This window comes from Paraburkholderia sp. BR10936 (assembly GCF_040965735.1).
Taxonomy (GTDB): domain Bacteria; phylum Pseudomonadota; class Gammaproteobacteria; order Burkholderiales; family Burkholderiaceae; genus Paraburkholderia; species Paraburkholderia nodosa_A.
Genome location: NZ_JBFRCM010000008.1, coordinates 289,670 through 310,082 on the forward strand (window position 1 = coordinate 289,670; position 20,413 = coordinate 310,082).

The following is a 20,413-nucleotide window of genomic DNA, read 5'->3' on the forward strand; positions in this document are numbered from 1 at the left end:
TACCGAATTCATCTCTGGGCCCGCTGGATATGCGGATTGGCATTGAACACGTCCACTCGCAAGCAGCCGCCTTAGTGGGGGGCGATGGGGTGCGAGCCGCGCAGCGCGCAATAGGTACCACTCATAGTGGCAGCGGTGATGTTGATCAGGCCTTCTGGAGGTCGGTGAATGAAAGCGATCCAGCCGCTGAAACGCGCATTGTCACCAAGTTGGGCCACGACGTCATCACGTTCACCGCCGGTGAGGCCGATCCCAATAGATCGGCCGTCGGGTGCCGTGACGACTATATTGTGAGGCACGCGACGTGTAGATGTGTCATAGATCCAGCCACGAACAATGTACATGTCAGAGGTCTCCGAGTGCGATATCCCATCGACATAGCCCTCACATGTCGAGCCTATGGTAATACGCGGCGGCGGGGAGGCATAGTCATGCTGGTCGTCAGCGAAAATGGAAATGCGCGCCGCTCTGACTATCGGAACGATCTTCGCGAGTCTGTCTGGAAATGGGTAGACGGGGCGCGTGACCGCGAGGTCGTATACCTGCTCGCGAGTGGCAAGGCCGCCAACCATGCGCTGCCAACTAAGGTCGAAGTCACTGTGTAGTGCGAGTCTTTGCGCGACAGCGACAATTAGCATCGCACACACCGCGGCAGCGAGGATTGGTCGCTGCGCTGTCGAGATTTTTGTGTTGAGCGCCGAAAATATGAGCATCGCCAGCCATCCAGTCAGCGATGCAGTAGTGTAGCGTGAAGCGAGTGCAGTATCGAGGCCCATCCAGAGGCGCCCGGATGTCGTCGCTGCGGCATTGAGGACGATGAAGATTGCAAATGCCAGAAATGCAATAGCTATAGGAGGCGTTGCGCGACTTCGCAGGGCGCGCAGTGACCACATCAAGACAGCTGCCAGCATGACGATTCCGCATACGTACGCGCCAATGGTTCCCAGCAGCGTGCCGTTCGCAGGCGAGCCGAGATAGAGTAGAACGTAACGTGCGGCGTCAAGTGGGTGAAGCAAGAGTGACTTGACGCCACCATTGTTCGACACTGGGTTCCATCCGTTGAAGTAAGCGCACCAGACTGCTATCCCCCCGAGTGCGATCGCGAACAATTTCCGGGCGTTCAGGCGCAGATAGACCGCTTGAATGAACAAAACTGGAAAGACTAGCAAGCCAGCGGACATGCTATATGCTGCGATCGTGGCGCTGAGAATCGATATAACAAGCCAATTGATGGCGTTTGTGCGCAATTGCTCTACACGTTCGAGAGAGTGGAATGCGAGCAACGCGAACAAGTAAACGGCGTACCACTGACTCTGGAAACCCCACGTAAAATTTTCTTGCTGGAGCCACGAGAATGTCAGCGCCATCGTGACGCCCGCGAGACCGACCTTGCTCCACGTAGGCATCTTGGGCTGACTATGGAGAGCAACCTTGCAAAAGGTCAGACACAGCAATCCGGCGAGAACAAGGTTGGCTATCAGTGAAAAAACATTTCTGCCGCCGAAATATCGTACGTCGGCGAAGAAAATCAGGCGCGAGAACGTGAGGCGATGTTCATTATGCTGCTCAAAGAATGCGTGCCACGGATCCGTGATCGCGCGCACATAGAAACCGACCGTTCCGTCCCATGAATCGCCAAGCGGCACAGGTGTAAAGTGTCGCCACACGCCGAATAACGTCGTCGCAACGGTCAGGAGCCCGATTGCGAGAGCTAGCCCCGCCGCTTGCTTTTTGTATTTCACCATGCTTTTGTATTCACAACGATGCGCGTTTGAAGAAGAATCGCGGTACGGACCGGATGATCAACATGATCAGCGACCAGAACCAGGGCGTGTAGATAACGTCCCTGTTCTTTTCGATTGCGCGCGTGATGTCGGCGGCCACCTTGTCCGGGGTCGCAACGAGCGGGCCGGGCAGCGGCAGGCCCGCAGTCATGGGCGTAGCGACGAAGCCAGGCTTGATCGTGACAACATGTGCACCCGCCTTGAAAAGACGGGCGTTCAGACCCTCGCAGAATGCCGAGAGTGCGGCCTTCGCGCTACCGTAGAGATAGTTCGACGGCCGGCCGCGATCGCCCGCAACGGACGAAATGACGGCGATCGTACCATGGCGCTGGGCCTCGACCAGATTCGCGATCGGCGTAAGCAATCCGATGATCGACGTGACGTTGGTGTTGAATTCGCGCATCGCCACGGCTGGGTCAGCCTGGCACTGTGCCTGATCGGGCAGGGTCCCGGGCGCGACGAGGACGATATCAATAGTGCCGAATTCGGCCTCGCAGCGCGCAAGCATGGCCGCGTGCTGATCGACGTCGTTAATGTCGAGTTCATGGCACACCGCCCCTTTGGCACCGCGCGCGCGGAGGTCGTCGGCGACCTGCTGCAGCCGCTCTGCGCTGCGTGCGACGAGAAAAAAGCTCGCGCCTTGCGCAGCCCAGCGACGGGCGCATGCCGTCGCGATGGCCGAGGTCGCACCTACGATCAGGATATTTTTCATGTTCGTGTCGTTCGTTCCCAAAACCGTGAAAGCATCGCTGGATCTCGAAGGGCTTCCAGTTGCTGCCATTGCGGATAGGCGGCCCGGAAATCCGCGCCGGTCATGTGAGCGTCTTTCGCCGGGTAGAGCCGGCCACGCGCCTCGCGCACGATCGCGTCGAGACGCGCGAAAAGCCGCGCGTTCTGTGCATCGCGCTGTGGAAAGTCGAGTGCGAGCGAAGTGCCCTCCCGCGGAAACGACAGAAGCCCCGGCGAGGCGATATCGCCACAGCGCTTGAGCACGGCGAGAAAAGAGCCCGTGCCGCTTATCGCGATGGCCTCGAGGATTTCTCGGATGGCGTCTCGCGCTGCCTCGGGCGGCACGACGCACTGGTACTGCTGAAAGCCTTTTCGACCGTAAATCCGGTTCCACTCGAGCAGGCTGTCCAGCGGGTAAAAGTAAGCGTCGTAGCTCACTTTCGCGCGCCTCTCGCCGCTGCGCTGGCGGTGGTAGTACGCGCCGTTGAAGGCGCGTAAGGTCAGCGAGTTGAAAATCGGAACGGGCAGTGTCATCGGCACCGTTCGCTTCTTGCGGCGGTCGACTTCGAGCGGTCCGCCTCTCGCGTGGTCGCCGACCATGAAAATGCCGCGCCCAAGCGTCGAGCCGCTGCTCTGGCAGTCCACCCATGCCACGCTGTACTCATGCAGCGGGTCGAGGCGTTCGGAAAGCGCGAAGAATTCGTCGAGGTTCGAAAAGCGGATGTTCGTCACGTCGATCAGGCTGGATCGGATCGGCATGAGCTGGACTTCCGCCCAAAGGATCAGCCCGGTGAGACCGAGTCCCCCGATTGTGGCTGCGTAAAGATCGGAATGCGCGTCCGGTGCGCATTCGAGTAGCGCGCCGTCGCTGCGCGCCAGTCCAAAGCGGCGCACATGGCGCCCAAACGTCCCTCGCACGTGGTGATTCTTGCCGTGGACGTCATTGGCGATCGCGCCGCCCAGCGTCGCGTATTTGGTGCCGGGCGTGACTGGCAGCATCCAGCCACGCGGTATGGCGACCTCGAGGATCTGTTCGAGCGTGACGCCCGGCTCTGCACGCAATACGCCGGTCGCCCAGTCGGCAGCGATCAGGCGGTCGAGTGGCAGGGTCTGCAGCACGTGGTCCGAGGCGGCGAGGCAACTGTCGCCGTAGCTGCGTCCGTTGCCGAATGCGAGCGCGTTGCCGTTTGCTTCGATCACCTCGCGCCAGGTCGCGGCCGCGCGGTCACGCCACGCGATTGCATGCGCCTGTTGCGGGAGGGCGGGATAGCGGCCCCAGGACTGCACCGTATCCATCGATCAGGTCGCCGCCCAGAAGACGAGGCAGCAGAGCGCCACCACTGCAAGGCTCACACGGTCGCGCGCGGCGAATACTATCGGGTCGTCGTGCATCAGGCCACGGTGCGCGATGATCCACGTACGGCTCACCCAGTAAAGGAGCAGCGGGCACGCGAGCCAGATGATCTGTGGATGCCGGTAGAGATGCGCTGTGTTGCCATCCTGGATATACATGGCGAGAACGAGCACGGAGAGATATCCGGACGCCGTGCCCAGCGACGAGATGAGCGAAAGGTCGCTCGCGACGTAGCCGCGCCCGCGCGTTTTGGCGAGCCCGCGCGCCTGCATCGAATAGAGTTCGGCGTAGCGCTTCACGAGCGCGAGGCTCAGGAAGATGAACATCGAGAACGCGAGCAGCCAGAACGTGAGGTGACCGCCGATTGCGGCGGTTCCGGCGATGATTCGAGTGGTATAGAGCATTGCCAGCACGACGACATCCACCATCACCTGGCGCTTGAGGAACATCGAGTAGCCGAGCGTGAGAGCGTAGTATCCCAACAACACCGCGGCGAAGCGCCATGGAAGAAATAGTGCGGTCAGTGCGAAGGCGCCCGCGAGCAGGACAGGAAAGAGCGCTATCCCCCAGGTGAGCGGAAGCGCGCCGGACGCTAGCGGGCGCTTGCGCTTGGTCGGATGGTGTCGGTCGTCCTCGAGATCGAGCATGTCGTTGAGCAGATACACGCTCGATGCACAGAGACCGAAGGCGAAGAATGCGATTAGTGCTGCGAGGATGAGGTCCGGATAGGCGAGTTTGTGCGCGGCAAGAAGTGGTACGAAGATCAGCAGATTCTTCAGCCACTGATGCAGGCGCAATGACTTCGACCAGGTCTTCAGCGCCGGGGGGCGCGATTCGATCACACGCTCGACATTGCCGATCTTGCGGGCGGCGCGCTCGACGCCGCTCGCCGGATTCACGACATACGCGCGTGCAGCGGATTGCCAGACCGCGATGTCGTCGTGCGAATTGCCTGCGTAGTCAAAGTTCTTCTCGCCAAATTCGGCCACTAGCCTGTCGCGTTTGCGTTGAGACGAGAGGTTGACACCGTCTGCGGTCGCGAAGGTCTGGTCAAAGAGACCTAGGTGGTCGGCAATGGCATGGGCATAGCGCTCATGGCTGGCGGTGGCGAGCACGAGCGGGCGTCCGGCTTCGCGCTCTGCCTTCAGCCAGTCGAGCACCTGTGCGTCATAAGGCAGGACGGTAACGTCGACATTGGTGTTCTCGGCGAGTCCGGCTTTGAGGGCCGGTTTGCCGCCGCGCGCGAGCCACATTAGCGGGCGGTAAAACCGCAGCGGCGCGGATTTGAGATACGCGAATCCCGATTCGATTAGCACATCCGATCGAATCAACGTGCCATCCAGGTCAACAACGAGTGGTCTGCTGCGCATACAGTCGGCCAGTTGGCAATGGGCTTATAGAGTGTGATCTATTGGGCGCGTGTCTCGATCCATCCGAATCGTGCGCCATTTTCAAGCCAGGAATTTTACCCGGAACTTGCGCCGTCGTTACAGGTGTCCCGGCGATCTGTTGCGTGCCTGCGCACTATTGACAGCTTGGGCGGTGGATCACCGCTCCGATGATTCAGGGTCAGCCAAGGCGCGCAGGCGCATTCATGCGGGCGGTTGGGTCTTACTGGTGTCCAAGGCTTGCGCATCGGGAATCGCGCAGTAACGACCGGTATCGAGCCTGCCAAAAAGTCGAATTTCGCGGTCGCTCGGCCGCACGAAGAAGCCTGTCCAGCGCCCGTAACGATCGTTGGATCCAGTGATCGGCGCGAGATCCGCGCGTTGTGCACCGGTGATGCCCGTGCCCAGTACCTTACCCGCGCGATCGGCGATCACGATCGACGAGACGTATTGCTTGCCGGCAGGGTCGTAAAGCCACCCAGTCGCCGCGAACCGGTCAGGGGTCGCGGTCGAGCTAATGCTGTCAATCTTACCGATGCAGCCGGCGCTCGCGGAGACCGTCTGTGGCGGCACAGCAAAGTCGCGCTGGTCATGGGCAAAAATGGAGAGCCCCGCTGCCTAGGCGCGCGTGGCAACTCCCTGGAGCGCCGTTGGGTTCGGGTAAATCATGGACGTATAAGGGGCGTCATAGACCTTTGCGCGCACCGCGAGGCCCGCCACGCGTTTCGCGTACAGCTCGCGTTGCGTCGAGTGAAAGAGCATGCGCTGCGCAACCGCAATCATGACGAGCACAAAGCACAAATACGAAACCGCCGACGATCCAACGTCGCCTTTCGGGGCGAATTTCATTGAGCCAAAGAAAAGCGAGGAGCGATCCGGCCATCAGCAGCGGCCCGGTCGTATAGCGCGACAACGTAGCAGTATCGACGCCAAAGCCAATTCGCCCGACAGCAGTGACGAATGCACTCGCACTGACGAACGCTGCCATGGCCAGCAGCGCGGTGCCAATGACTACGCGACGTTGCTGCGCAATCCATAGCGCATAAATCAGGCTCAGGAGTACGGTTGCACCCCACAGGGCGATCACCGGCATGCCGAGGCACCCCCAGGTCGCCGGCGATCCGAGGTAGAGCAGTACGTACAGCAGGACGCCAAGAGGGTGGTGCACCAACGCGTCGCGCAGTCCTCCGCTCGGCGAATTCGAATGCCAACCCGTAAAGTAGGCCAGCCAGATTGCCGCCGTCGCTAGTGCGATCACAAGAAGGCGCACACGCGTTGTACGGAGGTATGCAGCCTGAATGGCGAGCACTGGGGCAACGAGGACACCTCTCACCATCGACAGCGCCGCCATGATCGCGCCTCCGATGGCAAGTGTGAACCGTCCGGCTGAGGACGCAGACGCGCCGCGTTTGCGGGCGCCCTCGCTGGGATCGAGGGCCTCGAATGCGCAGAGTCCGAACAGGTAGACGGCAAACCATCGGCTCTGAAAGCCCCACGTAAAATTCTCATCCTGCATCCACGCGAACGTAAAGGCGAGTGCGCCGCCACCCACGATCATTCGTGATGCGGGCGAATGTGCCAGATTTCGGCTGACGATCCGACAGAGCACGATGGCGATCAATGCAGCCAGGACTACGTTGGCGGCGAGGTCGAGCACGTTGCGCCCGCCGAGGTAGCGCATGTCCACGAAGAAGATGAGTCGTGAAAAGAACAGGCGATGCTGGTTGTGGTCAAAAAACGGCGCCCAGGGATGTTCGAGCGCATTCAAATAGAAACCCAGCGTGCCGTCCCACTGATCTCCGTAAGGAACCGGGGAGAAATGGGAAATCACCCCGAAGCAGGTCGTCGCGAAAATCACGGCGCCGAGTAAAAGGGCGATTGTCGGCCAGGATTGGCGATTTTTGATCAGAGTTTTCAAATTGCTTGGGAAATAATTCGCTTCGATTTGCAAAAGCTGGGGTGAGCGTGCCGACAATCGGTCCACGGTATTTTCGCCGGTCGAGCTCGACTAATCTTATTTACACGTGGCCGGGCGGCATTCGGGCGCTACTGTGCTATTCGTATCCGCAATGCGACAACAGTTGGGTTCATCCGCGATCGCGCCCTGTATTATCTTATACTGCGTAACAATTGGAAAAGTCAGTTGCCTGAAACGGGTATTTTCAGCACACTAGACGGTTTCAATCGACCCCGTTTATACGAATGGCGCATACGGTGCCGAATCGTCGCATATCCAGATGACAGTGAGTTCGGTAACTAGTGTGGATCATGCCGTGGTGGTGTCCGTATCGGTGGTTGTCTTTCATCCAGACCGGGATCTCCTCGCGCGAACCTTTGGCAGTCTTGCGCGCGCCGGCGCCGCGCTGACTCGCGCAAAGCCGGGGACGTCGATCCACATGTATCTGGTCGATAACGGCGGCATGCCTGAGATGCGCAGCAGCCTCGCACCATTGTCGCAAGCGGGCATTTCCTGTACGGAAATCGCCGGGCAAGGTAACGTCGGCTACGGGCGCGGTCACAATCTGGCGATTGAGCGGGCATCGAGCCGTTATCACCTCGTACTCAATCCCGACGTGGACATCGACTCCAGCGCGTTAGTCGAGGCGGTGACTTTTCTGGAGGCACATCCCGAAGCAGGCCTGCTTACCCCGGCTATCGTCGACGATGCCGGCCAGCTTCAATATCTTTGCCGGCAATACCCGACCCTCGTCGATTTGTTCGTGCGCGGCTTCCTTCCACGCGCCGCTCGACGGCCATTCGAAGCCCGCCTCGCCCGCTACGAGATGCGCGCGCAGATCAACGCGCGTGACACGATCTGGGATCCGCCGATCGTGAGCGGTTGTTTCATGCTGTTTCGCACGAGCGTGCTCAAAAAGCTTGCGGGCTTCGATGCGCGCTATTTCCTCTACTTCGAGGACTACGATCTCAGCCTGCGTGCGCATGATGTGGCGCGTGTCGTCTATGCGCCGTCGGTGCGGGTGCTGCACCACGGCGGCGGTGCATCGCGCAAGGGGCTGGCGCACATACGGATGTTCCTCACGTCGGCGTTCAAGTTCTATAACCGGTTTGGGTGGAAATGGCTTTGAGCCACGTATTGGTTACCGGTGCGAATGGTCTCGTAGGGAGAGCGCTGTGCGCGGCGCTCTCACGGCACGGCCACGACGTGACTGCGCTGCTGCGAAGCGGCAGCGTCGGCACGGATGCTGTGCGCGAATGGCGTCACGAGACGGCGGATTTCGTCGGGCTTCAAGAGGCGTGGCCGAGCGGCTTGTCCCCGGATTGCGTTGTGCATCTGGCTGCGCGCGTTCACGTGATGCGTGATGACGCACCCGATCCATTGGCGGCATTCCATGCGACGAACGTCGAGGGCACCCTGCGCGTTGCCCGTGCGGCACAGGCCTCCGGAGCCCGCCGCATGGTCTTCGTGAGCAGCATCAAGGCTGTGGCAGAGGTGGATGGCGGCGTTCCGCTGGCCGAATCCGTGCCGCCCATGCCGCTCGACCCGTACGGACTTTCGAAGCGGGCGGCGGAGGAGGCGCTCTGGCGTCTGAGTGTAGAAACGGGGTTGGAAGTCGTGGTCGTTCGGCCGCCGCTCGTCTATGGTCCGGGAGTTGGAGCCAATTTTTTGCAGATGATGGACGCGCTTTGGCGTGGCGTGCCACTGCCGCTCGGTTCGGTGAGTGCGCGACGCAGTCTCGTGTACACCGAAAATCTGGCCGATGCGCTCGTGCATTGCATCACGGACCCGCGAGCCGCCAACGCCTGCTTTCATGTGGCCGATGCCGACGACCTGTCTGTTGCTCAGTTGCTGCGCGGCCTCGGCCGCTACCTCTCGAAGCCCGCACGCCTGATTCCCGTTCCGACGGGGCTGTTACGTGCCGCCGGCGCACTGACCGGCCGCGCGGCCCAACTGGAGCGCCTGACGTCCAGCTTGCAAGTCGACACGTCGCTGATTCGTGAGCGACTCGGCTGGCAGCCGCCCTTTGCGGTGGAGGAGGGGTTGGAAGCGACTGCTCGTTGGTATCGTGCGACGCACTGAATTTGCGGAGACCGTACACGTTGATCATTCATTTACCGATTTCGTCACCGTTGAGCGCCGTGTGGATCGCCTTGGCTAGCGGTGTGCTGTGCGCGGCCATACTCGCGTTTCTGCTGAAGAGCGGGCTCGCGTGGCGCCTTGCCACGGATATTCCAAACGAGCGCTCACTGCATGTGCGGCCGACGCCGCGCGTCGGAGGCTGGGGCCTAGTGCCGGTCGCAGTATTGGCTATTCTTCTTCTGGCGCCCTCGTTGTGGCTGACCGCGCTTGGCACGGCATTTCTCGCTGCCGTTTCCCAGATTGACGACCGCCGCGGACTTCCGGCGCGCGTGCGCTTTGCTGCGCATTTCCTTGCGGTGCTGACGCTCATCGTTGTTTATCCGGCTCCTGTTGCGTGGTGGTGCCTCGGAGGACTGGCGTTTTTGATGCTGTGGCTGGTCAACTTATACAATTTCATGGACGGGGCAGACGGTCTTGCCGGCGGCATGGCGCTGTTCGGTTTCGGCGCCTATGCGGTCGCGGCGCTCCCCGGGCGGATGCCGGAACTCGGCTGGGTATCTGCGGCGATTGCTGGCGCAGCGGCCGGGTTTCTGCTCTTCAATTTCCATCCGGCAAAGCTATTTTTGGGCGATGCTGGTTCGATTCCGATCGGCTTTCTCGCCGGCGCGCTAGGCTATTGGGGCTGGCGTAGTGGTGGCTGGCCAGTCTGGTTTCCGGTGTTGGTGTTTTCGCCGTTCATCGGCGATGCGTCTGTCACGCTGATCCGTCGGCTTTTGCGTGGCGAAAAATTCTGGCAGGCTCATCGCGAGCATTATTATCAGCGCATGGTGCGTGTCGGGACGGGGCACGCGGTTACGGCTTTGGCATGGTATCTGGTAATGTTAGCCGGCACGGTACTTGCTGTCTGGGCCCTTGATCGTTCCACGCCGCTCCAGTGGGGGCTCGTTGCTGGTTGGACTGTTGTGCTTGCTTTGATGGGTGCGGCGATTGACGCTCGCTGGCGTGCTTTCCAGTCCCTTGACAGAAAAACAGAGGTTGACGCTGATGCTCCGCAATAAAGCCACTTGGCTCTCTTTCAGCGCCTTTCTCTTTGATATTGGCGCCGTGGCTGCCGCTTGGCTGACTGCCTATTTTCTGCGCTTTAACGCGTCAGTTCCGCCCGAGTTCTGGCGCGGCGCAATGAACACGCTAATCTGGGTGTTGCCTGTCTATGCGGTGATGTTCCGCATCTTTGGCTTGTATCGCGGTATGTGGGTCTTCGCGAGCCTGCCGGACCTTATGCGGATCTCGAAGGCGATCGTAGCGGCTGCGCTGGTTGTCATGATCGGGTCGGTCATGCTACAGCCCGTGCCGATCATCCCTCGTTCGGTGCTGATCGTTTCACCGCTCGTCGTGTTCTTCGTCATGGGCGGTACCCGGGCGCTCTATCGCGCGAGCAAGGAGTTCTACCTTTACGGCGGTCTCGTCGCGCAAGGCAAACCGGTGATCGTGATTGGCGCAGGAGGTGCTGGCGCAAGTCTCGCGCGCGAGCTCTCGCGATCCGCCGAATGGCGCCTCGTCGGCTTGCTCGACGACGATCCCGCGAAACAACGGCGCGAGATTTACGGCTACAAGGTGCTGGGTCCGATTGATGACATCGCAAAATGGGCGCAAGCGCTGCGCTGCGAATTTGCCATCATCGCCATACCGTCGGCGTCAGCCGATGTGCAACGACGGGTCGCCACACAATGTGTTCGAGCGGGCGTGAAGGCGCTTATGCTGCCTTCATTGAACGATTTGCTGCCTGGCCAGGGCTTCCTTTCTCAGGTGCGCAACATCGACCTCGAGGATCTGCTGGGACGCGATCCGGTCAACATTGATACGCCGCACGTCGAGGCGCTGCTGAGTGGCAGGGTCGTCATGGTCACGGGTGCGGGTGGTTCGATCGGCTCCGAACTATGCCGTCAGATTCTGCGTTTCGCGCCCGCGCAACTAGTTGCGCTCGATGTATCTGAATACGCGATGTATCGACTCACAGAGGAAATCCGGGAGCGGTTCCCCGAGCTTTCCGTGATGCCGATCGTCGGCGACGCGAAAGATGCCCTGCTTCTCGACCAGGTTATGGCGCGCTACACGCCTCACATCGTTTTCCATGCCGCTGCATACAAACACGTCCCGTTGATGGAGGAGCTCAACGCTTGGCAGGCGATTCGTAACAACGTGCTTGGCACTTATCGCGTGGCGCGCGCAGCGATCAAGCATCAGGTAAGGCACTTCGTGCTGATCTCGACCGACAAGGCGGTCAATCCCACCAACGTGATGGGTGCGAGCAAGCGCCTTGCGGAGATGGCGTGCCAGGCGCTGCAGCAGACCAGTGAACGCACGCAGTTCGAGACCGTGCGGTTCGGTAACGTGCTGGGTAGTGCAGGCAGTGTAATTCCGAAATTCCAGCAGCAGATTGCGAAGGGTGGGCCGGTGACGGTGACGCACCCGGAAGTAACGCGATTCTTCATGACGATTCCAGAGGCATCGCAGCTCGTGCTTCAAGCCTCGAGCATGGGGCGCGGTGGCGAAATTTTCATTCTCGACATGGGCGAGCCGGTCAAGATCGTCAATCTCGCGAGGGACTTGATTCGCCTCTACGGGTACTCGGAAGAACAGATTCGCGTGGTCTTCACGGGTCTGCGGCCCGGTGAGAAGCTCTACGAAGAACTGCTCGCCGACGACGAAACCACCACGCGCACACCACACGCGAAGCTGCGCACTGCTAAGGCGCGCGAAGTGCCGGACAATCTGTTGGACGAATTGCTGCCGTGGCTCATGCAGCACCGGGTGCCTGGCGACGACGAGGTGCGTCGCGACCTGCGCCGCTGGGTGCCCGAATATCAGCCATCGACCTCACCCAAGCTGCAGAGCGTAGCGGGGACTTCGGTGCGTGCCGCTGGCTAGGGCTAGCGCAACGGGCCGAAGCTCTTCACGCGAGCCGCGAGCCGCGAGCCGCATGTCGCTGACGCTCAACGTTGTGTCGCGTGTTGGAGTACTCCTGAGAGATGTCGCTTGCGCGTGCCCCCCAGATCAAGGCGGTGCTGTTCCACGAGATGGTCAATGATCAGGTCGACGCAATGTTCGACGCTGTCGCCGTGCGTGCGTAAGCAGAGATCAGGGTGAAGCGGCGGATGATACGGCGAGCCGATGCCGGTGAACTGCGGGATTTCTCCGCGCCGAGCACGACGGTATAGCCCTTTGGGATCACGCTGCTCACAGATGATGAGTGGAGTGTCGACAAAAATCTCGACAAAATTATCGTTGCCCACGATGCGCCGTGCATTATCCCGATGCACCGGCTCGGGGGAAATCGTTGCCGTGACGGTAACAAATCCCTCTTCACAAAAAAGCGCTGCAACGTGAGCGACGCGTCGAAGGTTTTCCGTACGCTCAGCGTCGCTGAAACCAAGGTCCGCATTGAGACCTGTGCGCAGCACGTCACCATCGAGCATGGTCGCTCGATGGTTAAACGTTTGCAGTCGATTGACCAAAGCGCGTGCAATCGTTGATTTGCCAGCTCCCGACATGCCGGTCAGCCAGACGACGACTCCCGCGGAAGTTGTTGTTTCCACTTCGCGTTACTCCCGGCTCAATGCGAATCACGAGTAATTGTAACGTCGGAGCGGCTGTTGTAACGTCTACGTAATAAAACGCAACAAATTTGCAGGGAAGTAATTTATTGTGATATAGCCGTCAGTTACTCAAAACCCCGCGGATTCTTCTCCTGCCAACGCCAGTGGTCCACGCACATGCGTTCGATACCGAACTCGGCTCTCCACCCGATGAGCTTTTGCGCCGCGACCGGATTCGCATAGCACTCCGCGATGTCGCCGGGCCGGCGCGCCACAATCTCATAGGGCACGGGGCGACCGGATGCCTGTTCGAACGCCTTCACGACTTCGAGCACGCTATAGCCTGTGCCTGTGCCGAGGTTCACAACAAAGCCTTCGCCACGCGTAGCAAGCGCATCGAGCGCCTTGAGGTGGCCCTTCGCAAGATCGACAACGTGAATATAGTCGCGCACGCCCGTGCCATCCGGCGTCGCGTAATCTCCTCCGAAGACGCGCAGCTTCTCGAGTTTGCCCACCGCCACTTGCGCGACGTAGGGCATCAGATTGTTCGGGATGCCGGCAGGATCTTCGCCGATCAGCCCGCTTTCATGCGCACCCACGGGGTTGAAGTAGCGCAGGACGGCAATGCGCCACGTAGGGTCCGAGATCTCGACATCGCGCAGCATCTGTTCCGCGATGAGCTTTGACTGACCGTAGGGGTTGGTCGCAGAAAGCGGAAACGATTCGTCGATGGGCGAGCGTTCTGGCACGCCATACACCGTTGCCGAAGAGCTGAAGACGAACTGCTTCAAGCCGTGCTGGCGCATGACGTCGAGTACGACCAGCAGGCCGTCGACATTGTTGCGGTAATACTCAATAGGCTTCGCGACCGACTCGCCCACGGCTTTGAGCGCAGCGAAATGGATCACGCCGGAGATGCTGTGCGCTTCGAAGATGCGCGAAAGGGCCGCTGCGTCGCGCACGTCGGCTTCATAGAACGCGACCGGCTTGCCGGCGATCTGCTCGACACGCTTGAGAGACTCGCTGCGGCTGTTCACGAGATTGTCGACGGCGACCACGTCATAGCCGCCATTGAGCAACTCGACGCAGGTGTGCGAGCCGATATAGCCCGCGCCACCGGTGACGAGGATGGTGCCCTTTGAATTCATCGCAGTCATGCCGTGTTCATTCCCGAGAAATCAAGTTTCGATCAAAACGTCGACCCGGTGATTTCCCGGATCAGTTCCCGGTAGCGTTGTACCACAACGCGCTCATCGAATTCTTTCTCGATTTTTTTCCGGCCGCGCTTCGCCATGGCGGAGCGAGCTGCGTTGCCAAGGTCGAGCATGCGTGCGAGCGCCTGCCCGAGCGAGTGCGCGTCGCGCACCGTGCATAGGAGGCCGTTCACGCTGTCGGCGACGACTTCGCGGCAGCCGGGCACGTCGGTGGCCACAATCGGCCGTCCCATTGCGCTCGCTTCCATGAGCGTGCGCGGCACGCCTTCGCGGTACGACGGGAGCACGACGCAATCGGCAGCGGCAATATAGGGGCGTACGTCCGCCGTTTCACCGAGATATTCGATTATCCCTTCCCGCTCCCATTTCGCGACATGTTCACGCGAGATGGCGCTCGGGTTGTCCACGCCGACCGGGCCGAGCAACTGAAAGCGCGCGTGCGGATAGCGCGCGCGCAGTGCGCGGGCGGCTTCGACATATTCGCCTACGCCCTTATCCCAGAGCAGCCGGCCAATCAAAACGAAGGCAAATTCGGCGCGCGCCGGCAGCGGCGTGAAGGGGAAGTCTTCGAGATCGACGCCTTCACCGTGCAGCAGCCTCGCGCGCTCGGGATGCGCGAGGAGATTACCGTCCTTGAAGGCGGCCTCGTCATCGCGATTGAGGAACCAGACTTCGTGGGGGAAGCGAAACGCGAAGCGGTAGAGGCGCTTGGCGACCTCGGCCGCGCGACTCTTCTGGATGAAGACGTATCCAAGGCCCGTAGTCACGGCGACGGAAGGCACGCGCGCAAGCCACGCAGCAATCGAGCCATAGATGTTGGGTTTGATCGTGTAGTGGAAGACGACGTCAGGCTTGAGCGCGCGATAGTGGCGATAGAGCGCGAGCGTGGTACGCAGGTCGTCGAGCGGGTTGGTGCCTTTCGAGGCAACCGGCAGTTCGACGCAGCGACAGCCCATTTGCTCGAGCGGTTCAAACGTGCGGTCTCGCGGGGCAATGATGGTCACGCACGCGCCGCTTTGTGTCAGCGCACTCAGCAGCCCGCGGCGGTACGTATATATCGCCCAGGCCGTGTTGCAGACGAGGGCGACGTGAAGCGTGCGGGCGCGCGAGGCGCCCTTGGTGTCGTTGAATTTCACGAAAGCTTGCGTGCCGGGTCTGACGAGGCCGGCGGGAGTCCCGGGGAAGGCGGTAGTTTAGCGGGAAAGCTCGCGCGGACTAAGACGACGCCCGTCCATACTTATCCTCGAAACGAACGATATCGTCCTCGCCGAGATAGGAGCCCGACTGGACTTCGATGAGTTCCAACGGAATTTTGCCCGGGTTCTCCAGCCGATGTTTGTTGCCGAGTGGGATGAAGGTCGACTGGTTTTCACAGAGCAGGATGGTCTTCTCGCCGTTCGTCACGCGCGCCGTGCCCTTTACGACAATCCAGTGTTCGGCGCGGTGATGGTGCATTTGCAGACTCAACTGAGCGCCCGGATTCACCACGATGCGTTTGACCTGGAAGCGATCACCCTCGTCGACGCCTTCATACGAGCCCCAGGGCCGAACTACGCGACGCTGCGTGACCGACTCGCGTCGGCCGGAAGTATTCAGACGCTCGACGATTTTTTTTACATCCTGTGCGTTGTCGCGATGCGCGACGAGCACGGCATCGGCCGTTTCGACGACGATCAGATTGTCCACGCCAATGGCGGCCACCATACGATGTTCGGCGCGTATGTATGAGTTCGACACGGACTCGGCGAGCACGTCGCCGAGCAGGGCGTTGCCCAAGTCGTCGAGATCGGTGAGCTCGAAAAGTGCTGTCCAGGAACCGATATCGTTCCAGCCAAGCTCGTGCGTCACGACCACGGCCGCACGCGAAGTCTTCTCCATGACGGCGTAGTCGATGGAGATGTTCGGGCAGGCGGCAAAGGCTTCGGGCTCGAGACGGAGGAAGTCATTGTCCAGTTGGGCTTGCCTGAAAGAGAGTTCTGCGTGCTCGGCGATGTTCGGCTCGTAGTGACGCAGTTCCTCCAAATAAGTCGAGGCCTTCAGCATGAATATGCCGCTGTTCCAGTCGTAGTGTCCGTCGGCGAGAAAACGCGCGGCCGTTTGCGCATCGGGCTTCTCGACGAAAGAACTTACCGTGTACGCGGAGGCGTTGCCGTTCAGTGCGCCCCCACGGCGTATATAGCCGTAGCCGGTATGCGGCGACTCGGGCGCAATGCCGAACGTCACGAGGTACTGGTCTGCGGCGACTTGAGCCGCCGTGCCGATCGCATCCCTAAATGCCTTCTCGTTGCGGATCACGTGATCGGAGGGCAGCACGAGCAGAAGCGCGTCGGCGCTCTGCTGCAGCGCGACGTATGCAGCCGCTGCGATTGCCGGGGCGGTATTGCGGCCAAACGGCTCAAGCACGATCGAGGAGGGGACCACGCCCGCCTGGCGTAGTTGCTCGGCCACGACGAAGCGCTGTTCGTTGTTTGTGATGATGATTGGCGGCGCGACGCCGTCGATGGCGCGCAGGCGCAACGCAGTCTGCTGGACTAGCGATTGCGTGCCGATCAGCTTGAGATATTGCTTGGGGTAGCCGCGCCGGGACATTGGCCAGAGGCGGCTTCCGCTGCCGCCGCAGAGAACGACCGGAAAAATGTTCATCGTGTAACCCTGATCTGATTGAATACTGCCTTATCGGGGTTATCGGCAGTTGGAGCGTGTCCATGAGGCCTTTTTCATTACATTACAGTTCGTTGGCGTGTGGGGAGCGTCGGGTTCCGGTAGCCTTCCGCCCCAAGGCCCGCACGGTATGTGCGCCGATCTCCGCCTTTCGGCCTCGCGCCAACCTGAGTTGTGCTTCGTTCCCTTGCCGCCATCCTGACCTTCCAGTGTCCCAGCGAAAGCGTATCCTACGTCTTCGCGCTGCTTGTGCTCGGTCCCGTGATTGCAAGCCTTGTCGTGAGCACGAAGCTCGAACATTGCCGTGTCGGCGCTCGTTATGCACGCGTTGTAGAGGCGCCAGCGGCGCAACCCGACAGCTGGCGACGCTGCCTAGTGAATAGCCACCTGCCCATCACGAAGCTCGACGCCATTGGGGGCTTACCTCGCGGCTTGACCGTGACGCTTGTTGCGGATCTTGCTGACATCAATATCTACACTCGCGCAAGTAACAATCCGCGTGCGACCCAAGTGCTGATTGCCGTGGGGCTCGTGGTCGCCGCGCTCAAGATCACCGACACACCGTATCGCACGTATTTCGAAGACGAAATTTGAGTCGGGGTTTTAGTTCCAATTCTTCGCCGTCTACTTATTCTTTCTTACCGCATTTGTATTGCATCCGCCTGAAAGGCCGTCGAAGTTAGGCGGGCTAAATCATGATGTGCTCTCTCCGAGATCTACCTCGGGTAGAGCCCCGAGCGGTCCCAAGAAAAAGTCCGGTACGTCTGTCCGGCATCGCATGTCAAATTCACTTGGGAACATGCGGTGGCAGAGCGCGAACTGGTGGTCGGCACGACGAACGTAGGTTAACTCCATTGTGTCGGGCATCATTACGCCGCCCACAATTCCGACGTAGCCGTGGTTATTCGCATGCACGTGCACTGGCTGATGCGATCGGTAAATCTTCTCGAAGACCCGAGCAATTCTTGCCTGCAGTTCGGAGCCACCCAAAACGAGAGTGTGCACCTCAAGCACGATCTGCGAGAACTGTTGCAGAGTCCCTTCGTCCATTGCCTCAAACGTTTCCCACTCGAAGCCCTCAATATCCATCTTCAGGATCAAGTCGTCGCGTTCGGCGTGGCCATTGCGGCGAATCAGATCGTCAAGGCGATCGAGCGTTCCGTCCGCGGTCGGGAGCGCTGCAATTCCCTTCTTGAACCAATGGAAGTTCGGATTCTCAACCGGGAGCGCATCGATCGTATGATCGTACTGATAGATCTGGCAGCCAAGGTTCGCCATGTCGAGGTCCCACGAGACGTCATCGTTGATGCCCAGCGAATAGGCGATGGCACCTTGGAGGCCGCTGTCGACCATGATGTAGCCGCCGTCATGCGGGCGGCCTTTGCGGATCAGCCTCTTCCCAATGACATCCATGGGGCGGATTAGGGACCAGATCCGTTTAGACGTTTCTCCCATCAGGGCGTCCGAGTTCCCGTAGAGAAGTGGATGTTCACCCGCGACGCGTTCCGCCAATGCCCTGTCAAGACGCTCGTTCCGCTGCTGCAACGTGGCAAGCTCTGCGGCCGTTGCTTCGTACCTCTCTTTCAGTTCAGAGCAGCTTTGCTCAAAAGCATCTCGTTCAATTCTCGCACTAACCAACTGCTCACACAGGCGATTCCGTTCTTCGCGGAGGGCGTCACGCTCGACAGTTGTTTGGGCAAGCAGCTCAAGAACACGGCGCACTCTTGGGATGCGCCGGTGAAGGCCGAAGGGGATACGCATACTCGCTGTTTCTCACATTTTCGAGTTACGAATGTCGAGTTACGAATGCATTGATGTTTCTTCCGGATCGAGATCAGTGTAACCGATCTATCTATCGCAGATCCTTACGCTTCGTTGCGTCGGGTAGGATGACGCCTGTCGATCACCATCCCATAACGCTCTCTTCCTTTGTCCGGCGTTTCGGCCTGTCCCCCTCACGCGAGTTCGGGACTCAAATTAGGGCCCCACCCTATTGCCGCCGCCTGCGATGGCGACCTCTCCGCAGAGGACGCTTGATTCATGCATGGACGCCCCCAGTTTGCCAAGCGCTCAGTTCGTGACAGGTTATAGGTCAAGATTGCGGCCATGCATTCGGACTTCGCACGGCACTCGCCGGCGGTCCCTTATGGAATTTGCTGGTCAAGGTCTCATCAGTTTGGCGTGCTCTCGCGCACACTGGATCAATCAGATTTTCCTGACCACGGTCTTACCTATTTCGCCATCACATCTTGATTGCCTGTGCAATCGGCTGAAGTCCCCTGCTGTTCGTTACAATTTATAGGTGCATCGAAGTTTATGCCGCACTCGCGCTCGCCATGTAGTCACTTCGGAACTCGCGTGCATGAGTCAATAGTGCCCACACGACGCGCACGTTCTTGTTTGCGAGTGCTACCGCGGTAACATTCGCGTTGCGCCGCTGCAGCAAGTTATTCGACCGACGTCCCAGATGAAGGCAGCCAGCTCGCGCGCGACAGCGATGATGGCAACATGTGCGGATTTGCCTTTGGCTACGAGTCTCCGATACCGGCGGCATAGCCTTAGTTGAGCGTCCCAGGCACGATCGATTATCGGTTTGGGTAGACCTTCATGCCGGCGCTGGATGTCGATACTCACCCGTGCAGGATGCCGATAGCTCCAGGCGGATTCGACCAACAGCTTGCGCGCGTAGCTGTTGCCAGTCTTGGTAATGCTGCCTTGGCGTCGCTTTCCACCGGATGAATGCTCTGATGGTGTCACGCCAATCCATGCCATCAGCTGTCGCGGATGTTCGAAGCGCCCGAGGTCGCCCAATTCGGACGCCAGGCCGATCGCCGACGTGAAGTTGATTCCCCGCATGGCCTGTAACGCGAGTACCTCCGGATAGAAACGCCAGTCGGGAACGGCCTCACGTAATGCCACTTCCAGTCGCTGGCATTGCGCGAGCCGGTCCTCAATCGTGCGCCGATGCTCGTTAAACGCAAGTTGCTGCCACGCACTATCGAATGAGAACGTACTTAACCAGCGCCTGTGTGTCGGTCCCCAGTTCGGACGGCCGAGATAGTGAACACCGTGGGCAAGCAGGAACGATTTGAGCCGGCAGCGCGCTGCCTTCAGGTCTTCCCTGGCGGCCGACCAGGCGCGTGCCAGGTCGCGAAACGCTTCGTCTTCAACCGTGGGCACATGCACTGCCGAAAGGTCGCCGGCGCGTAGCGAGCGTACCAGCTTGATCGCGTCACGGCGGTCCGTCTTGACACGCTCACCTGGCTTGCGGGGAATTAGTGATGGTGCGCAAACCATGCAATCGAAACCTTTATCGATCAGCCGTCGGTAGAGGCCGTAACCGCAAGGGCCGGCCTCATAGACAAAGAAGATATGTGGCACTTTCGATTGCAGACGTTTGCACAGCCGATCCACGTCAATCTGCATGGTGCCGACTTTGCCGAACAGTTCGACGTCGCCCATCCCAACTGCATAGGCGACCGTAATCGAATCCTTGTGGACATCCAGGCCCACGTACAGGGTGCTATCGTGTTCCATGCTGGCCTCCGCGTCGGAATGAACCGTTGAGCCGTGGTTTCGTCCCCGCTCAATGCGGCTCTGGCAGCAATGCTAACCCGCGTCTACAACCGCACGGCGGCCAGCCTTGCC

The 20,413-nt window shown here is 60.0% G+C and carries 17 protein-coding genes and 1 pseudogene; 5 read left to right on the plus strand and 13 right to left on the minus strand.

From position 1 onward, the window contains the following. Positions 1–71 precede the first annotated feature (71 nt). The 6 genes from AB4Y36_RS19245 to AB4Y36_RS19270 form a co-directional block, all read right to left on the minus strand. The gene (locus AB4Y36_RS19245) at positions 72–1,745 is read right to left on the minus strand and encodes a hypothetical protein (protein WP_368603878.1); all 1,674 of its coding nucleotides are present in this window, start codon (positions 1,743–1,745) and stop codon (positions 72–74) included. A 10-nt stretch (positions 1,746–1,755) separates the two neighbouring features. Next, positions 1,756–2,496: an SDR family oxidoreductase gene (locus AB4Y36_RS19250; RefSeq protein WP_368683836.1), complete on the minus strand. Its 741-nt coding sequence runs from the start codon at positions 2,494–2,496 to the stop codon at positions 1,756–1,758. Then, on the minus strand, positions 2,493–3,809 hold the full coding sequence (locus AB4Y36_RS19255; protein ID WP_368683837.1) for an FAD-dependent oxidoreductase: 1,317 nt from the start codon (positions 3,807–3,809) through the stop codon (positions 2,493–2,495). Before AB4Y36_RS19255 ends, AB4Y36_RS19250 begins: the two co-directional genes overlap by 4 nt. A 3-nt stretch (positions 3,810–3,812) precedes the next feature. Further along, positions 3,813–5,237: a UbiA family prenyltransferase gene (locus AB4Y36_RS19260; protein WP_368603876.1), complete on the minus strand. Its 1,425-nt coding sequence runs from the start codon at positions 5,235–5,237 to the stop codon at positions 3,813–3,815. 222 nt (positions 5,238–5,459) lie between these two features. Beyond that, positions 5,460–5,828 (minus strand): hypothetical protein, encoded by a 369-nt coding sequence (locus AB4Y36_RS19265; protein WP_368603875.1) that lies wholly within the window; start codon positions 5,826–5,828, stop codon positions 5,460–5,462. 112 nt (positions 5,829–5,940) lie between these two features. Next, positions 5,941–7,239 (minus strand): hypothetical protein, encoded by a 1,299-nt coding sequence (locus AB4Y36_RS19270; RefSeq protein WP_368683838.1) that lies wholly within the window; start codon positions 7,237–7,239, stop codon positions 5,941–5,943. Between the two features lie 253 nt (positions 7,240–7,492). Here AB4Y36_RS19270 and AB4Y36_RS19275 point away from each other — a divergent pair, with 253 nt between their 5' ends. Genes AB4Y36_RS19275 through AB4Y36_RS19290 form a run of 4 tightly spaced genes read left to right on the plus strand, consistent with a single transcriptional unit; the run spans position 7,493 to position 12,222 of the window. Further along, positions 7,493–8,341 carry a glycosyltransferase gene (locus AB4Y36_RS19275; RefSeq protein ID WP_368603873.1) on the plus strand — a complete coding sequence of 283 codons (849 nt, stop codon included), beginning with the start codon at positions 7,493–7,495 and terminating at the stop codon, positions 8,339–8,341. Next, positions 8,338–9,294, plus strand: a complete 957-nt coding sequence (locus AB4Y36_RS19280) for a UDP-glucose 4-epimerase family protein (protein WP_368603972.1) — start codon at positions 8,338–8,340, stop codon at positions 9,292–9,294. Before AB4Y36_RS19275 ends, AB4Y36_RS19280 begins: the two co-directional genes overlap by 4 nt. A 26-nt stretch (positions 9,295–9,320) precedes the next feature. After that, positions 9,321–10,352: a glycosyltransferase family 4 protein gene (locus tag AB4Y36_RS19285; RefSeq protein WP_368603971.1), complete on the plus strand. Its 1,032-nt coding sequence runs from the start codon at positions 9,321–9,323 to the stop codon at positions 10,350–10,352. Continuing rightward, entirely contained in the window at positions 10,339–12,222 is a 1,884-nt protein-coding gene (locus AB4Y36_RS19290; RefSeq protein ID WP_368683855.1) for a polysaccharide biosynthesis protein, read from the plus strand. The genes AB4Y36_RS19285 and AB4Y36_RS19290 overlap by 14 nt, the downstream gene beginning before the upstream one ends. 65 nt (positions 12,223–12,287) lie before the next feature. Here AB4Y36_RS19290 and cysC read toward each other — a convergent pair whose 3' ends face one another. The 4 genes from cysC to AB4Y36_RS19310 form a co-directional block, all read right to left on the minus strand. Continuing rightward, on the minus strand, positions 12,288–12,890 hold the full coding sequence (cysC, locus tag AB4Y36_RS19295; protein WP_368603872.1) for an adenylyl-sulfate kinase: 603 nt from the start codon (positions 12,888–12,890) through the stop codon (positions 12,288–12,290). A gap of 125 nt (positions 12,891–13,015) precedes the next feature. Next, positions 13,016–14,038: a UDP-glucose 4-epimerase GalE gene (galE, locus tag AB4Y36_RS19300; RefSeq protein WP_368683856.1), complete on the minus strand. Its 1,023-nt coding sequence runs from the start codon at positions 14,036–14,038 to the stop codon at positions 13,016–13,018. Positions 14,039–14,079: 41 nt separating this feature from the next. Then, the gene (locus AB4Y36_RS19305; RefSeq protein ID WP_368683839.1) at positions 14,080–15,240 is read right to left on the minus strand and encodes a glycosyltransferase family 4 protein; all 1,161 of its coding nucleotides are present in this window, start codon (positions 15,238–15,240) and stop codon (positions 14,080–14,082) included. A gap of 79 nt (positions 15,241–15,319) precedes the next feature. After that, positions 15,320–16,747, minus strand: coding sequence for a mannose-1-phosphate guanylyltransferase/mannose-6-phosphate isomerase (locus AB4Y36_RS19310; RefSeq protein WP_368603870.1), 1,428 nt, complete (start codon positions 16,745–16,747; stop codon positions 15,320–15,322). 297 nt (positions 16,748–17,044) lie between these two features. On the opposite strand from AB4Y36_RS19310, the gene AB4Y36_RS19315 reads away from it, so the two are divergent. Continuing rightward, positions 17,045–17,359, plus strand: coding sequence for a hypothetical protein (locus AB4Y36_RS19315; RefSeq protein ID WP_368603869.1), 315 nt, complete (start codon positions 17,045–17,047; stop codon positions 17,357–17,359). A 99-nt stretch (positions 17,360–17,458) separates the two neighbouring features. On the opposite strand, the gene AB4Y36_RS19320 is transcribed toward AB4Y36_RS19315, so the two are convergent. The 3 genes and pseudogenes from AB4Y36_RS19320 to AB4Y36_RS19330 form a co-directional block, all read right to left on the minus strand. Continuing rightward, positions 17,459–18,526 (minus strand): FkbM family methyltransferase, encoded by a 1,068-nt coding sequence (locus AB4Y36_RS19320; protein ID WP_368603868.1) that lies wholly within the window; start codon positions 18,524–18,526, stop codon positions 17,459–17,461. Between the two features lie 553 nt (positions 18,527–19,079). Continuing rightward, positions 19,080–19,211 (minus strand): annotated as a pseudogene (locus AB4Y36_RS19325) (IS110 family transposase); the annotation flags it as partial. Continuing rightward, positions 19,175–20,302 (minus strand): IS110 family transposase, encoded by a 1,128-nt coding sequence (locus AB4Y36_RS19330; RefSeq protein ID WP_368683840.1) that lies wholly within the window; start codon positions 20,300–20,302, stop codon positions 19,175–19,177. The gene AB4Y36_RS19330 and the pseudogene AB4Y36_RS19325, both read right to left, overlap by 37 nt. Between the last annotated feature and the right edge of the window lie 111 nt (positions 20,303–20,413).

Coding starts and splice junctions, on each gene's coding strand:
- AB4Y36_RS19250 (WP_368683836.1), bottom strand. CDS start 2,496: ATGAAAAATATCCTGATCGTAGGTGCGACCTCGGCCATCGCGACGGCA.
- AB4Y36_RS19245 (WP_368603878.1), bottom strand. CDS start 1,745: ATGGTGAAATACAAAAAGCAAGCGGCGGGGCTAGCTCTCGCAATCGGG.
- AB4Y36_RS19310 (WP_368603870.1), bottom strand. CDS start 16,747: ATGAACATTTTTCCGGTCGTTCTCTGCGGCGGCAGCGGAAGCCGCCTC.
- AB4Y36_RS19275 (WP_368603873.1), top strand. CDS start 7,493: ATGACAGTGAGTTCGGTAACTAGTGTGGATCATGCCGTGGTGGTGTCC.
- AB4Y36_RS19330 (WP_368683840.1), bottom strand. CDS start 20,302: ATGGAACACGATAGCACCCTGTACGTGGGCCTGGATGTCCACAAGGAT.
- AB4Y36_RS19290 (WP_368683855.1), top strand. CDS start 10,339: ATGCTCCGCAATAAAGCCACTTGGCTCTCTTTCAGCGCCTTTCTCTTT.
- AB4Y36_RS19255 (WP_368683837.1), bottom strand. CDS start 3,809: ATGGATACGGTGCAGTCCTGGGGCCGCTATCCCGCCCTCCCGCAACAG.
- galE (WP_368683856.1), bottom strand. CDS start 14,038: ATGAATTCAAAGGGCACCATCCTCGTCACCGGTGGCGCGGGCTATATC.
- AB4Y36_RS19260 (WP_368603876.1), bottom strand. CDS start 5,237: ATGCGCAGCAGACCACTCGTTGTTGACCTGGATGGCACGTTGATTCGA.
- AB4Y36_RS19320 (WP_368603868.1), bottom strand. CDS start 18,526: ATGCGTATCCCCTTCGGCCTTCACCGGCGCATCCCAAGAGTGCGCCGT.